Below are 14,807 nucleotides of genomic sequence, written 5' to 3'. Positions count from 1 at the left end.
AAAAGCCTTTAGTATTAAAATACTAAAGGCTATATATGAATTGGGGGATTAATTGTCCTTAAGACTTTTCAAATTTAAAGATAATAAAGCTATATTGAGTTAAAACTACGGGTAGTTTATGGGTAGTTTATTAGTTTTTTCTAACTAAACACTAGTATAAACACTAAATTACATTAAAAGTTAATGCTTCTTTTCTACTTTTTATGTTTAGCTTATCATAAACGTTTTTCAAATGAAATTTTACGGTGTTTATAGAAATATTTAATTCTAAGGCAATTTCTTTATTTGTTTTTCCTGATACAATTAAATTAAATATTTGTCTTTCTCTATGACTTAAATTATTAATATTAGATTTTTCATCTTGGTGTTGAGATTCTTCTAAATTTGATAATTGCATTGAATAAGTAATAATCTCATTTCGCATCAATTTGTTTTCATGTTTCAAAGTGTTCATCCTATATATAACACCAATAGAAAGCACTATCATTTCTATATAAGATCCAATTTTTATAGTAGTAGCATTAATATCTATTAATGAAACACCTAAAAACTTCAGTATAAAAAAATCAATTCCAGAAAATAAAAGAATTACATATGCAAATACTAAAATTTTAGTGTAAAAATTTTTATTGAATAATAAAAGTGAGCAAATCCAATATATAATTAGTAATGAAAAAACTAATATATTTATTAAAAGTAAATAGTAATAATTTTCAATAATCAAATAAATTCCTCCTAAAAAAACAATAAAAACACCAATAGCATAACTAAATCTTTTTAGTTTTGGATAATACATCTCTAAAAACAAATAACTGTTAGTAAATTTAGATGAAAAAAAAGCCAAAAAGATATAGTTTGATATCATTAGTATATTTTTCATTTTGTCACTTAACTCGAAAAAATTTAGCATTCCATCCATCGTAAAAACACCAAAAATCAAACTACTTAAAAACAATGAATAATATAAAAAAGCATCATCTTTAAATAAAAGGTAATAAAACAAATTATAGATGATTACTAAAAAAGCAAATCCGTAATAGAAGCCATTAAACAATAAAAAGTTCTGCTCTTTTTTTATTGATTCTTCCTTTACTTCAAAATCAATTGGAATATAAGAGTGTAATTTTGGAGTTACTTTTACAAAAACATCATATTTTCTTGAAAATTGATAGCTTAAAAAACGTTGATGAGCTAGCTTTTCAATGCTTTGAGAGTTTTGATAAACATTAGCCTTATTTATTCTTTCATATAAAATTCTAAAAATATACTCTGAATCTGTTGGATAAGCTGGAATTTTGAACCAATGAGAAGCGTTAGAATAGGTCTCTAATACCTGTTCTTCTAAAAGGGTAAATTCATTATTTGAAACCTCTTCTAATGTTAAAGAATTAGAAGTATCTTTAAAATAATAAATCTCAGATTGCGAAAAAACACAAATAGAAATGAAAAAGAAAAAAAATAGTAGTTTAAACTTCATTCAATGTCTTTTCAATAGTATTTGCCCTAATATATAAAAATAGGGGAAAAGTAAACGCAATAGCGATTAGAAATGTTAACGGAATTAAAATCCACCAATATTTAATTTTTAACCGAATTGATTCAGGAATCATAAAAACAAAGAAAGTCAAACAGACAACTGTTAAATCTGCTCCAAAAGATTTTCCTGCAAAATTTTGTTGTGCATCTTGAAAGAAATTTAAAAAAGCAGGATTTTCAACAGATTGAAACCACTGAATATTATAATACCAAGTATAACAAATTCCTAGAACAGATAGTAATAAATATAAATGTTTTAGCTTCATTATTTAAAACAAAGATTGTTGAGTATCATCTGTATTCTCTTTCTTTTTTTGAATTGCCTTTTTAAGTAAATCTTTCTTTTTATCTTCTTTACTCTGAACAGAACTTGTTTTAGAATCTTTTTTTTCTACCACAGGGACCTCAATTGGCAACTTATCTTCAATCACTTCTTCATCTACCACTTCCATTTCTTTAGATGTTGGAGGTTCTGGTTCGTCAAAAGGTAATGCATCTAACAAGTTTACATTCTTAATCTTATCAGTTGTTAATTGATTGCCAAGTGCTTTAATTCCTTTTACAGCAATAAACTCTTCAAAATTGACTTCAATATTTTCTAAACTTCGTTTCGAAAACTGAACTTCTGCCATTGGCCTGTAATCTGTTGCCACGATTTCTAATTGACTCTTGGGATGATCAGAAATAAACTCTTCTTCTTTCTCTGGAGTTTCTATTAAAAAGCGTTTTACATAATACTTTTCCTTTTCTCCATCAAAATAAATGGCAGAAATTGGTTTGTTAGGTTTCCATTTTTCTAAAACTATCATATCATCATCAAAGTGCATTGCCAAATCTGGTTTTACCGCTTTTGCTTTTCCACTTTGAGTGATAATAAGTAACTTATCTTCGGCTCTAAACTCTCCTAACAACTCCCCTCTATCATCAACATTTAAGCGCTGTACAGCATCATCAAACCAAATTTTACGAGGTTTTAAAGTTGATACTCCTGCCTCTTTAAACTCGATACTTTTTATAGCGAATTTGGTTATGGTATTTCCACGAACACCACGTCCTTTAATGGCTAAATCAGCGAAATCAATATCCCATTTTAGCTTTTTAATACTACCAACTGCTCGTAAATTAATGGTAACCACTTCAGCTTCTCCATTAGGGTTTGCCGTAAAGTATAAAACTTTTGAGCCTTTACTTCCATTGGTTAAATCATATTCTTTATCACGCGTTACAGAGGTTACATTAAAACGTTTCATATAACTTGGCCCTTTAGTACCATCTTTGTACATCATGTTATACACAGTACGTTTGTCTTTCTTTTTAAATACAGCCACATGAATGATATCTTTACCAACAAAAGTTTTGGAATCGATTTTAGTCACCATCATTTTACCATCTTTTCTAAAGATAATAATGTCATCAATATCAGAACAATCACATACAAATTCATCTCTACGCAAAGATGTTCCAATAAACCCTTCTGCCCTATTTACATACAATTTTGCATTGTTCATCGCTACTTTTGATGCCACAATATCATCAAAAATTCGAATTTCTGTTTTACGTTCTTTTCCTTTTCCGTATTTGTCTTTTAGATTTTTAAAATAATCAATTGCAAAATCTATTAAATTATCTAAATGATTTTTAACTGCTGCAATTTTATCTTCTAAACTTTCAATGTATTGTTTGGCCTTATCGATATCAAATTTTGATATTTTTTTGATACGAATTTCTGTTAAACGAACAATATCTTCTTCTGTTACGGCTCTTTTTAAGTGTTTGATGTGAGGTTGTAACCCTTTATCTATTGCTTCAATTACACCTTCCCAAGTTTCTTCTTCTTCAATATCACGATAAATTCTGTTCTCAATAAAAATACGTTCTAAAGAGGCGAAATGCCATTGTTCTTCTAATTCGTTTAACTGAATTTCTAATTCACGTTTTAACAATTCTACAGTTAAATCTGTGGAGTGTTTTAACAATTCGGAAATTCCTAAAAACACTGGTGTATTGTCTTGAATTGTACAGCACAAAGGTGATATAGAAGTTTCACAATTGGTAAAAGCATATAAAGCATCAATAGATTTATCTGGAGAAACATTTGGTGGTAAATGGACTAAAATTTCAACTTCTGCAGCTGTGTTATCTTCAATTTTTTTAATCTTAATTTTACCTTTGTCATTGGCTTTTAAAATGCTATCAATTAAAGAAGATGTTGTAGTTGAAAACGGGATCTCATTAATCACTAGAGTCTTCTTATCCAATTGAGATATTTTTGCACGAATACGCACCTTACCTCCTCTTTTGCCATCATTGTAATTGGAAAAATCTGCAATTCCTCCTGTTAAAAAGTCAGGTACAATTTTAAAACTTCTTCCTTTTAAATATTTTATAGAAGCGTCTATTAATTCTACAAAATTGTGTGGTAATATTTTTGTAGATAATCCTACAGCAATTCCTTCTGCACCTTGTGCCAATAATAATGGGAATTTTACAGGTAAATCTATTGGTTCTTTTCTACGACCATCATAAGACAATTTCCATTCCGTTGTCTTTGGATTAAAAACTACATCTAAAGCGAACTTTGATAAACGTGCTTCAATATATCTTGATGCTGCAGCTCTATCACCAGTTAAAATATTACCCCAGTTTCCTTGCATATCAATCAGCAATTCTTTCTGACCAATTTGCACCATAGCATCAGCAATTGAAGCATCTCCATGTGGATGATACTGCATGGTATGTCCAACAATATTAGCTACTTTGTTGTAACGTCCATCGTCCAAATCTTTCATAGAATGCATAATTCTACGCTGCACAGGTTTTAATCCGTCTTCTAAAGATGGAACTGCTCTTTCTAAAATTACATAACTAGCGTAGTCTAAAAACCACTCTTTGTACATTCCTGTAACTTTGGTAATAGTTTCCTCTTGAGGATTTTCTCCTTGATTTGTTAATTCTTCTTCGTGTTCGTTCTCGTTTATTTCTTCACTCATCTGAAAAACGTTTATTCGTTTAAGAGTTTAATTGTTTATTCTTTGGGCGTTTTAACAGGCTTTACGTTATATCTTTTTATGAAAAATAAAAAGGATGCCACTTCAATCCCTAACGCAAGCTTGTTTAACAACTTTTATCTTATTCTTTATCTTTTTTATAACCTATTTGTGTTCTTTCTTTTTTCTCTTCTTTTCGCTCAACTAATTCATCCAAATAAGAAAATACGAGTTCTATATTTTTATCGTGATTATTCATTTTCTTTTTAATCTCTTCAATTTCTAATCGTAAACTTAAATTATCACTCAGTAAATCTCTCATTTTTGTAAATATTCTAATAATTTTAATATTTACAGCAATGGCTCTATCACTTCTCAGCACACTTGACAACATTGCCACTCCTTGTTCTGTAAATGCCATTGGTGCATAACGTAAACCCATTTTATCAGAATTGGAGGTCACAAATTGTGACCTCCAATTTTCAAATTCAATTTTTGTCAACTCAAACATAAAATCATCTGGAAAACGATTTATATTTCTTTTTACTGCTTGCTTTAAAACTCTTGTTTCTACTTGATACAATTCTGCCAAATCTCTATCTAGCATTAGTTTTTGATTACGAATCAAATAGATTTTATTAGATATTATTTCATCTGGAATTATTAATTTTTCTTCTTCTTTCATTTTTCTAATCTTGAGGTTGCAAATAGCGAACTCTAATTTTATCCTAAAGACCTCACAGGTTTTAAAAACCTGTGAGGTCTGAATCTAATCTTCTACATAATCCAACTCAACCTTTAAATTATTAATAATAAATTTTTGTCTGTCAGGTGTGTTTTTACCCATATAGAACTGTAACATTTGTTCAATAGACATTTCCTTATCTAACATTACAGGATCTAAACGAATATCATCACCAATAAAATGTACAAACTCATTTGGCGAAATTTCCCCCAAACCTTTAAATCGGGTAATTTCTGGTTTGCCTCTTAGTTTTTCAATGGCTTCTCTTTTCTCATCATCAGAATAACAATAATAAGTTTCTTTTTTATTTCTAACTCTAAATAAAGGTGTTTCTAAAATATACAAATGTCCTTCTTTGATCAACTCAGGAAAAAACTGCAAGAAAAAAGTAATTAATAATAACCTGATATGCATACCATCAACATCAGCATCTGTTGCAATTACAATATTATTGTAGCGTAAATCTTCTAAACCATCTTCAATATTTAAAGCAGCTTGCAACAAATTAAATTCCTCATTTTCGTATACAATTTTCTTACTTAATCCGTAAGAATTTAAAGGTTTTCCTTTTAAACTAAAAACCGCTTGAGTGTTTACATTTCTTGATTTTGTGATGGAACCCGAAGCAGAGTCTCCCTCTGTAATAAACAAGGTTGTTTCTAAATGTGCTTCTTTTTTTGTGTCTCCTAAATGGATTCTACAATCACGTAGTTTTTTGTTGTGTAAACTAGCCTTTTTAGCTCTATCTCTTGCTAATTTTCGAATTCCAGAAAGTTCTTTACGCTCCTTCTCTGCTTGTAAAATCTTCTTTTGCAATTTATCTGCAACATCTGTATTCCTATGCAAATAATTATCCAGTTTTGTTTTTACAAAATCGTTGATATAAGTTCTAACTGTAGGCAAATCTCCCCCCATTTCTGTAGAACCCAATTTTGTTTTGGTCTGACTCTCAAAAACAGGTTCCATTACTTTGATAGCAATAGCAGAAATAATCGATTTTCTTACATCAGAAGCTTCAAAAGTCTTTCCGAAAAAGTCACGTATGGTTTTTACAATAGCTTCTCTAAATGCAGATTGATGTGTTCCGCCTTGTGTAGTATGTTGCCCGTTAACAAAAGAATGATATTCTTCTGAATATTGTGTTTTACTATGCGTAATTGCAACCTCAATATCATCTCCTTTTAAGTGAATAATAGGATATAACATATCATCTTGATTGTTGTTATCTTCCAATAAATCCTTTAAACCATTTTCGGAAAAAAACTTTTCTCCATTAAAAATGATGGTCAAACCAGGATTTAAATACACGTAGTTTTTCAACATTTTAGCTACATATTCATTTCTGAATTTGTAGTTTTTAAAAATAGTTTCATCAGGAATAAACTGGACTTTAGTACCTTTTCTACGAGAAGTTTCTTCTAAAAATTCTTGTTCTCCTAGGTTTCCTTGAGAAAATTCTGCAGAAGCAGATTTTCCTTCTCGTGTAGACTCTACTCTAAAATAAGACGAAAGTGCATTTACAGCTTTGGTACCAACCCCATTTAAACCTACAGATTTTTTAAAGGCTTTGGAGTCGTATTTTCCACCAGTATTCATTTTAGAAACCACATCAACTACTTTACCTAAAGGAATTCCACGTCCATAATCACGTACGGTAACTTTACTACCTTGAATAGAAATTTCGATGGTTTTTCCTGCACCCATCACATATTCATCAATAGAATTGTCTAAAACTTCTTTTACCAAAATATAAATTCCGTCGTCAGCAGAAGAACCATCACCCAATTTACCAATGTACATTCCTGGTCGCATTCTAATGTGTTCTTTCCAGTCTAAAGAGCGGATATTATCTTCTGTATATTTCGTTTCTTTACTCATAAAAAATCGGTACTGTGGTTAGGTTTGAAGTACTTGCTAATATAGCATTAACGCATATAAAATGAAACGTCAAGACCAATTAGTTATCAACAGGATTTCAACGATTAAAAACTATTATTTTGGGTATAAAAAACACAAAAAAAAACAATATGTTATATTTTTAAACAAACTATTTACCAACTAAACATTTTGACTATTTTTGAAGTCTCAAAATAAATCATTTACCCGTGGAAAGAACACAACTTTTAGAAATCGCAAACAAGTACGGAAGTCCTTTATATGTTTACAATACAGATAAAATAGAATCACAATATAACAGATTAACCTCTGCTTTTAGTGATGTAAAAAACTTAAAATTAAATTATGCAGTTAAAGCGTTATCCAACATCAATATTTTAAAGTTTTTCAAAAATTTAGGTGCTGGTTTAGACACTGTATCTCATCAAGAAGTACAATTAGGATTAACCACAGGAATAGACCCTAAAAATATCATTTTTACACCAAATGGTGTGTCTTTACAAGAAATTGAAGAAGTTGCAAATTTAGGTGTACAAATCAATATTGATAACTTATCCATTTTGGAACAATTTGGACAAAAACATCCTGAAATTCCAGTCTGTGTGCGTATCAATCCACATATTATGGCAGGTGGAAATTCAAAAATCTCTGTAGGTCATATCGATTCTAAATTCGGAATTTCAATCCACCAAGTACCTCACATTAAACGTGTAGTAGAAAATACAGGTATGAACATCAATGGTATTCATATGCATACAGGGTCTGATATTTTAGATATTGATACGTTTCTACGTGCAACAGAAATTTTATTTGACGTTGCTAAACAATTTGAAAACATCGATTTTATAGATTTTGGAAGCGGTTTTAAAGTACCTTATAAAGAAGGTGATATTTCTACAGATATTGAACAATTAGGGGTGCAACTTTCTGCAAGATTTAATCAATTTTGTGAAGAATATGGAAAAGATATTACCCTAATGTTTGAACCCGGAAAATTTCTAGTGTCAGAAGCTGGCGTATTCTTAGCGAAAGTTAATGTTGTAAAACAAACCACATCAACAGTTTTTGCTCATGTAGATTCAGGTTTTAATCACTTGGTAAGACCAATGATGTACGATTCATATCACAACATTACCAATATTTCTAATCCAGAAGGAAGAGACAGATATTACAGTGTTGTGGGGTATATTTGTGAAACTGATACTTTTGGTTCAAATAGAAGAATTTCAGAAATTTCTGAAGAAGATATATTATGTTTCCACAATGCAGGAGCGTATTGTTATTCAATGGCTTCTAACTACAATTCTCGCTATTTACCTGCAGAAGTAATGTTAGTAAATGGTCAAGATTATTTAATTAGAAAAAGACAGACCATTCAAGATATTTTACACAATCAAGAAGTAGTTGAATTACCAACCAAATCTAAAGTAAAAGAAGAAGCAACAGCTTAAAAAACAAGCAACTCAATGATAAAAATCCATCAAAAAATTTCGATTTTTTGGTGGATATTTTTTTACTTTTACATTACAAAACAAACAGAAATGAAAGTATTAGGAATTGGCAGTAATTATGTTACTGATGTAAAAGATATAAAAGAAAAAAAGAAAGCTAAAAAGTTCATTTTTTCAAAACCAGAAACAGCTTTGGCTGTAAACTGTGATGTTATATACCCAAGTAGTATTACTAACGAATTGATTTACGAAGTTGAGTTAGTCATCAAAATTGGAAAAGCAGGAAAAAACATTACAAAAAGAGAAGCAAATTCTTATATTTCTGAAATTGCAATTGGTATTGATTATACAGCTACTGATATTCTAAAAGATGCTAGAGAAACCAAACATCCTTGGGAGTTTGCCAAGGGTTTTGACGGTGCTGCACCCATATCTAGTTTTAAGTCAATTACAGCATTTCCTAATTTGGCTGATATCAACTTTAGTTTAATTATTAATGGTGAAGAAAAACAAAAAAGCAATACAGCTTATATGATAAATGATTTTGCTGATATTATTGTTTTTATTTCGAAATATATGACTTTACAACCTGGTGATCTAATTTTCACAGGAACACCTGCTTTAGGTAAAGGAGAAATTTTTAAAGGTGATCATTTACAATGTTATATCGAAGATGAATTATTACTCGATTTTAAAATGATTTAATTTTATGATAATTCGACTTTCTACCCTAAACGATGTTTCAAGAATCATAGAAATCATTGATGATGCTAAAGACCTACTAAAATCATTAGGCATAGATCAATGGCAAAATGGATATCCGAATGCAGAACAAGTAGAAAATGACATCAAAAATGAAGAAAGTTATGTAATTGTGGATGATAAAAACACAATTATGGGAACCACAATGTTTACGACTAGACCAGAACCTACTTATAAAAAAGTTATTGACGGCAATTGGATTATTGATGAATCTTTACCTTATGGAGTAATTCACAGATTAGCCATGGCAAAAGAATTTCGTGGTTTAGGTATTGCCAAATTTGTGTTTGAGGAATTGCATCAAAAACTACAAAACCAATGCATCAAAAGTTTAAAAATTGATACGCATGAAAAAAATTTAGGGATGCAATCCTTAATCAAAAAAATGGGCTATCAATACTGTGGAATTATCTACACCAGTTACAACGCAAAACGATTGGCTTTTGAAAAAGTAATCTGTTAAATTATCAATTTTAAAAGTATATTCGCAACCTCATAAAGTCAGTTTTATGAGGTTTTTTATTTCGTTAAATTCAGAAAGCAAATGCAAATTCATCAGTATATAATCCAACAAACAAAGATTTCAGAAAAGTCTATAAAAAACACGCTTTCATTATTAAATGAAGACGCTACCATCCCTTTTATTTCTAGATATAGAAAGGAAATGACTGGGAATTTAGATGAAATTCAAATTGGTGAAATTGTAAAATTTAAAGAGCTTTTTCAGACCTTAGAAAAACGAAAAAAAGCAATCGTAAAAGCTTTAGAAGAACAAAGTGCTTTAACTCCAGAATTAACTTCTAAAATCAACAATACAAAGGATATTACTACTTTGGAAGATTTGTATTTGCCGTTTAAAAAGAAACGAAAAACCAAAGCAGAAACAGCACGTTTATATGGTTTAGAACCGTTGGCAAAAATGATGATGAGTCAACGTGTAAATGATTTGGAATATACTGCTTCTAAATATACTTCCAACGAAGTTGAAACAGTTGACAATGCTCTAGAAGGCGCACGTTTTATTATTGCAGAATGGATTAATGAACGTACAGATATCAGGAATAGTATCAGACATCAATTAGAGCGTTTTGCATCCATTTCATCAAAAGTGATCAAAAAAGAAATTGATGCTGAAAAGGCTCAAAAATTTAAAGATTATTTTGATTGGAATGAAGCCTTAAACCGAATTCCATCACACAGATTATTAGCTATTTTAAGAGCAGAAAAAGAGGGTTTTATTCGTGTTAAAATTGAGATTGATTTAGAACGTACCTTACAAAAAATAGAAGACAGAATCATTCGTTCTCATAACGAATGTGCATCACAAATTCAACTAGCTATTCAAGATGCTTTTAAGCGGTTGTTATTTCCTTCTTTATCAAATGAAGCATTATCAAAAGCCAAAGAAAAAGCAGATGATGAAGCTATTGTTGTGTTTTCTAAAAACCTAAAACAGTTATTATTAGGCGCGCCTTTGGGCGAAAAAAGAGTGTTGGCTATTGACCCTGGTTTTAGATCTGGTTGTAAAGTGGTTTGTTTGAATGCACAAGGTGAGTTAAAACACAACGAAACTGTTTTTCCTCACGCTCCTCAAAATCAATCTTTTGATGCGATTAAGAAAATTAGTACTCTAGCTGAAGCTCATAAAATTGAAGCCATTGCTATTGGAAATGGAACTGCTTCTAGAGAAACAGAACAGTTGATTAAAAAAATTCAATTTAAAAACCCTGTAGATGTTTTTGTAGTGAGTGAAGCTGGTGCTTCTATTTATTCCGCTTCTAAAATTGCCAGAGACGAGTTTCCAAATTACGATGTTACAGTTCGTGGAGCAGTTTCTATTGGTAGACGTTTGCAAGATCCTTTGGCTGAATTGGTTAAGATTGATGCAAAATCGATTGGAGTTGGTCAATATCAGCATGATGTTGATCAAACCAAGCTAAAAAAATCTTTGGATACAGTTGTAGAAAGTTGCGTAAACACAGTTGGTGTAAACATCAACACTGCAAGTGAATCTTTATTGAGTTATGTATCTGGAATTGGCCCAAAACTAGCAGAAAATATTGTACAATATAGAAACGAAAATGGTGCTTTTACCTCAAGGACTGCAATAAAAAAAGTGCCACGTTTAGGAGGAAAAGCATACGAACAAGCTGCAGGATTTTTACGAATTAAGAATGGAAAAAATCCTTTAGATGATTCTGGCGTACATCCCGAAAGTTATGCTTTGGTTGATAAAATAACGAAAGATTTAAATACCAAAGTAGCTGAAATTATTGGTAATAAAGAGTTGCTTCAAAAAATCAATCTTAACAATTATATCTCAGATACAGTTGGTTTACCTACGTTGCAAGACATCATCAAAGAATTAGAAAAACCAGGGGTTGACCCAAGAGCGAAAGCTAAAGTGTTTTCATTTGATAAGAATATAAAAACGATGGCTGATTTAAGAATTGGACAACTCTTGCCAGGAATTGTAAATAACATTACCAATTTTGGCTGTTTTGTAGATATTGGTATCAAGGAAAGTGGCTTAATCCACGTTTCTAATTTATCAGATACTTTTGTAAAAGATGTCAATGCCATTGTTTCTCTACAACAACAAATTGTGGTAAAAGTTTTGGCGGTTGATGTAAGTAGAAAACGAATTCAATTGGCTTTGGTGAAGTAATAAATTATTTATTTACAATATCATAAATTACATAAAAAATAAATATTATAAAAATTAAAAAAGTTAATAAAATATTGTAGACAATTTGTTTAAAACCTTCTGAAAAAGACCATATGTTTTTTATTTTATTACCTAAAACAAATGAAATCAATGAAAAGAATACGTATCTAATGAACATACCAACAAAGGTAAAAACTAAAATTAAAAACGGATTTCTTTGGTGGTTTTCGAGCATAAATATTAGCAAATAAAAGAAATATTTTTCATTTAAAAAATTCATGAATTGTAAGAAAACTTAAGTATTATTTTTCCTATTTTCGAATTTCCAAAAATTAATCAATAATTGAAAGTCTGTATCGCCGAAAAACCAAGTGTAGCAAGAGAAATTGCTAACATCTTAGGAGCCAACACAAAACGTGATGGTTATTTTGAAGGTAATGGCTATGCTGTAACCTATACTTTCGGACATTTATGTACCCTTTTAGAACCTAAAGATTACAAGCCACATTGGAAAAGTTGGGATTTAAATAACCTACCCATGCTTCCTGAACGTTTTGATACCAAAGTTACAGGCGATTCAGGTGTTAAAAAACAGTTTAATATTGTAAAATCTTTGTTCGAAAAAGCTGATGTAATCATCAATTGTGGGGATGCAGGAACAGAAGGAGAACTCATTCAACGTTGGGTAATTAACCAATGTAAGTATAAAGGAAAAGTACAACGTTTATGGATTTCATCATTAACAGAAGAAGCCATCAAAGACGGATTTAACAACTTAAAACCTGCAGAAAATTACGATAATTTATATTATGCAGGTTATTCTAGAGCTATTGGAGATTGGCTTTTAGGTTTAAATGCAACACGTTTATATACGGTAAAATTTGGTGGTTACAAACAAGTTTTGTCTGTGGGTAGAGTACAAACTCCTACTCTAGCCATGTTAGTGAACAGGTATTTTGAAATCAAAAATTTTAAACCACAGCCTTACTGGGAATTACAAACGACCTATAGAGATACACTTTTTAATTACGAAGATGGACGTTTTTTAAAGAAAGAAGATGGACAAGTTTTAGCTGATAAAGTAGCGCAATCTGATTTTGAAATTGTTTCTGTTACCAAAAAGAAAGGAAAAGAATACGCTCCAAAACTCTTTGACTTAACAGGGTTGCAAGTGTATTGTAATAATAAATTCGGATTTTCTGCAGATGATACTCTAAAAATTGTTCAGAAATTGTATGAAATGAAAGTAGTTACCTACCCAAGAGTTGATACTACTTTTTTACCTAATGATTTGTATCCTAAAATTCACGGTATTTTATCGAAACTAACCAATTATAGTGAACTAACGCAACCGCTTTTAGGTAAAAAAATAAAGAAAACCAAACGTGTTTTTGATGATAAAAAAGTAACAGATCACCATGCCATTATTCCTACTGGAATTCAAGGGAATTTGCAATACAATCAGCAACAAGTTTATGATATAATTACCAAAAGATTTATTGCTGTTTTTTATCCAGATTCTGATGTTTCTAACACTGCTGTTATGGGAAAAGCCGCTGACGTTCCGTTTAAAACAACAGGAAAAGAAATTCTAACCAAAGGTTGGAGAATTGTTTTTAAAACTGAAGAAAGTAAGGTTAAAAAAGAAATCAATTCCAAAGCTACTTTACCTTCTTTTTTAAAAGGAGAAATAGGCAAACACGAACTATCATTTTTAGAAAAAGAAACCAAACCACCAAGAAATTATACTGAGGCTTCTCTTTTACGTGCTATGGAAACTGCAGGAAAACAAGTAGATGATGATGAAATGCGCGATTTGATGAAAGAAAACGGAATTGGAAGACCATCAACAAGGGCAAGTATTATTGAAACTTTATTTAGAAGAAAATACATAGAACGTAAAAAGAAATTGGTAGTACCAACACAAACTGGTATTGACTTAATTAACATTATTGATAACGAACTTTTAAAATCAGCTGAATTGACAGGACGTTGGGAAAAGCGTTTAAAAGAAATTGAACGAGGAGAATTCAATGCAGGAAGGTTTATCAATAACATGAAAAAAATGGTAGATCAGTTGGTTTATGAAGTACGTTCTAATACTTCTAAAAAAAGAATTTCTTCTAATGTCACTTCGAATGCAATCGAAAATTCTCAAAAGATTTCTCCACAAGGTCGAAGTGATAAAAAATCTAAAAAACAAGTAGAAGGTAAAACTTGTCCGAAATGTAAGAAAGGAACATTGTTAAAAGGCTCATCAGCTTTTGGTTGTTCTGAATATAAAAATAATTGCGATTTAAAAATTCCATTTTCTTTTTTAGACAAGAAAATTTCTGAAAATCAAATAATTAGATTAATTGATAAAGGTTGCACAACCAATTTAAAAGGTTTTGTTTTAGAGAGTGAAAAAGCAGAAGGTTTAATTCGTTTTGATGATGGTTTTGATTTAAAATTTGAACCTAAAAACAAGATTTCTGCACAAGGTCGAAATGACAAGAACAATATAGAGAAATCATCAGAAAAAATTAGTTGTCCTAAGTGTAAAAAAGGAACAATCCTAAAAGGAAAAACAGCTTATGGGTGTTCTGATTATAAAAAGGGTTGTGATTTTGTGTTTACTTTCGAAAATATCAAAAAAATTGCCAACGGAAAGCCATTGACAAAAGAACTGGTATTGGAGATTATTAGTCAATAAAAATCTTTTATATATAGGCTTTATTAAAATTAAAGTATAAATAATCTATATTCTTTGTTATTCCATC

10 protein-coding genes are annotated in these 14,807 nt (G+C 30.3%); 5 read left to right on the top strand and 5 right to left on the bottom strand.

The annotated features are described in order from the left end of the window. Positions 1-163: 163 nt before the first annotated feature. From FP421_RS02515 to FP421_RS02495, 5 genes are all read right to left on the bottom strand, one after another. A complete protein-coding gene (locus FP421_RS02515) occupies positions 164-1,477 on the bottom strand; it encodes a LuxR C-terminal-related transcriptional regulator (protein WP_159947286.1) in 1,314 nt (437 codons plus the stop codon). Next, positions 1,467-1,802, bottom strand: a complete 336-nt coding sequence (locus tag FP421_RS02510) for a DUF2834 domain-containing protein (RefSeq protein ID WP_159947284.1) — start codon at positions 1,800-1,802, stop codon at positions 1,467-1,469. The genes FP421_RS02515 and FP421_RS02510 overlap by 11 nt, the downstream gene beginning before the upstream one ends. Before the next feature lie 3 nt (positions 1,803-1,805). Then, a complete protein-coding gene (locus tag FP421_RS02505) occupies positions 1,806-4,526 on the bottom strand; it encodes a DNA gyrase/topoisomerase IV subunit A (protein WP_159947282.1) in 2,721 nt (906 codons plus the stop codon). A gap of 139 nt (positions 4,527-4,665) precedes the next feature. Further along, on the bottom strand, positions 4,666-5,208 hold the full coding sequence (locus tag FP421_RS02500) for an ORF6N domain-containing protein (protein ID WP_159947280.1): 543 nt from the start codon (positions 5,206-5,208) through the stop codon (positions 4,666-4,668). 84 nt (positions 5,209-5,292) lie between these two features. Beyond that, entirely contained in the window at positions 5,293-7,146 is a 1,854-nt protein-coding gene (locus FP421_RS02495; RefSeq protein ID WP_159947278.1) for a DNA topoisomerase IV subunit B, read from the bottom strand. Between the two features lie 227 nt (positions 7,147-7,373). On the opposite strand from FP421_RS02495, the gene lysA reads away from it, so the two are divergent. The 5 genes from lysA (at position 7,374) to FP421_RS02470 (ending at position 14,740) form a co-directional block, all read left to right on the top strand. Beyond that, positions 7,374-8,615: a diaminopimelate decarboxylase gene (lysA, locus tag FP421_RS02490; protein WP_159947276.1), complete on the top strand. Its 1,242-nt coding sequence runs from the start codon at positions 7,374-7,376 to the stop codon at positions 8,613-8,615. Between the two features lie 90 nt (positions 8,616-8,705). Then, complete coding sequence (locus FP421_RS02485; protein WP_159947274.1) at positions 8,706-9,320, top strand: fumarylacetoacetate hydrolase family protein; 615 nt, start codon at positions 8,706-8,708, stop codon at positions 9,318-9,320. 4 nt (positions 9,321-9,324) lie between these two features. Next, positions 9,325-9,840, top strand: coding sequence for a GNAT family N-acetyltransferase (locus FP421_RS02480; protein WP_159947272.1), 516 nt, complete (start codon positions 9,325-9,327; stop codon positions 9,838-9,840). Positions 9,841-9,921: 81 nt separating this feature from the next. Next, a complete protein-coding gene (locus tag FP421_RS02475) occupies positions 9,922-12,045 on the top strand; it encodes a Tex family protein (RefSeq protein ID WP_159947270.1) in 2,124 nt (707 codons plus the stop codon). Between the two features lie 343 nt (positions 12,046-12,388). After that, positions 12,389-14,740, top strand: coding sequence for a type IA DNA topoisomerase (locus tag FP421_RS02470; protein WP_159947268.1), 2,352 nt, complete (start codon positions 12,389-12,391; stop codon positions 14,738-14,740). The last annotated feature ends 67 nt before the right edge of the window (positions 14,741-14,807 follow it).

The sequence above is a fragment of the Polaribacter septentrionalilitoris genome (genome assembly GCF_009832745.1).
GTDB classification, from domain to species: domain Bacteria; phylum Bacteroidota; class Bacteroidia; order Flavobacteriales; family Flavobacteriaceae; genus Polaribacter; species Polaribacter septentrionalilitoris.
This window is presented reverse-complemented; position numbering and strand designations above follow the sequence as displayed.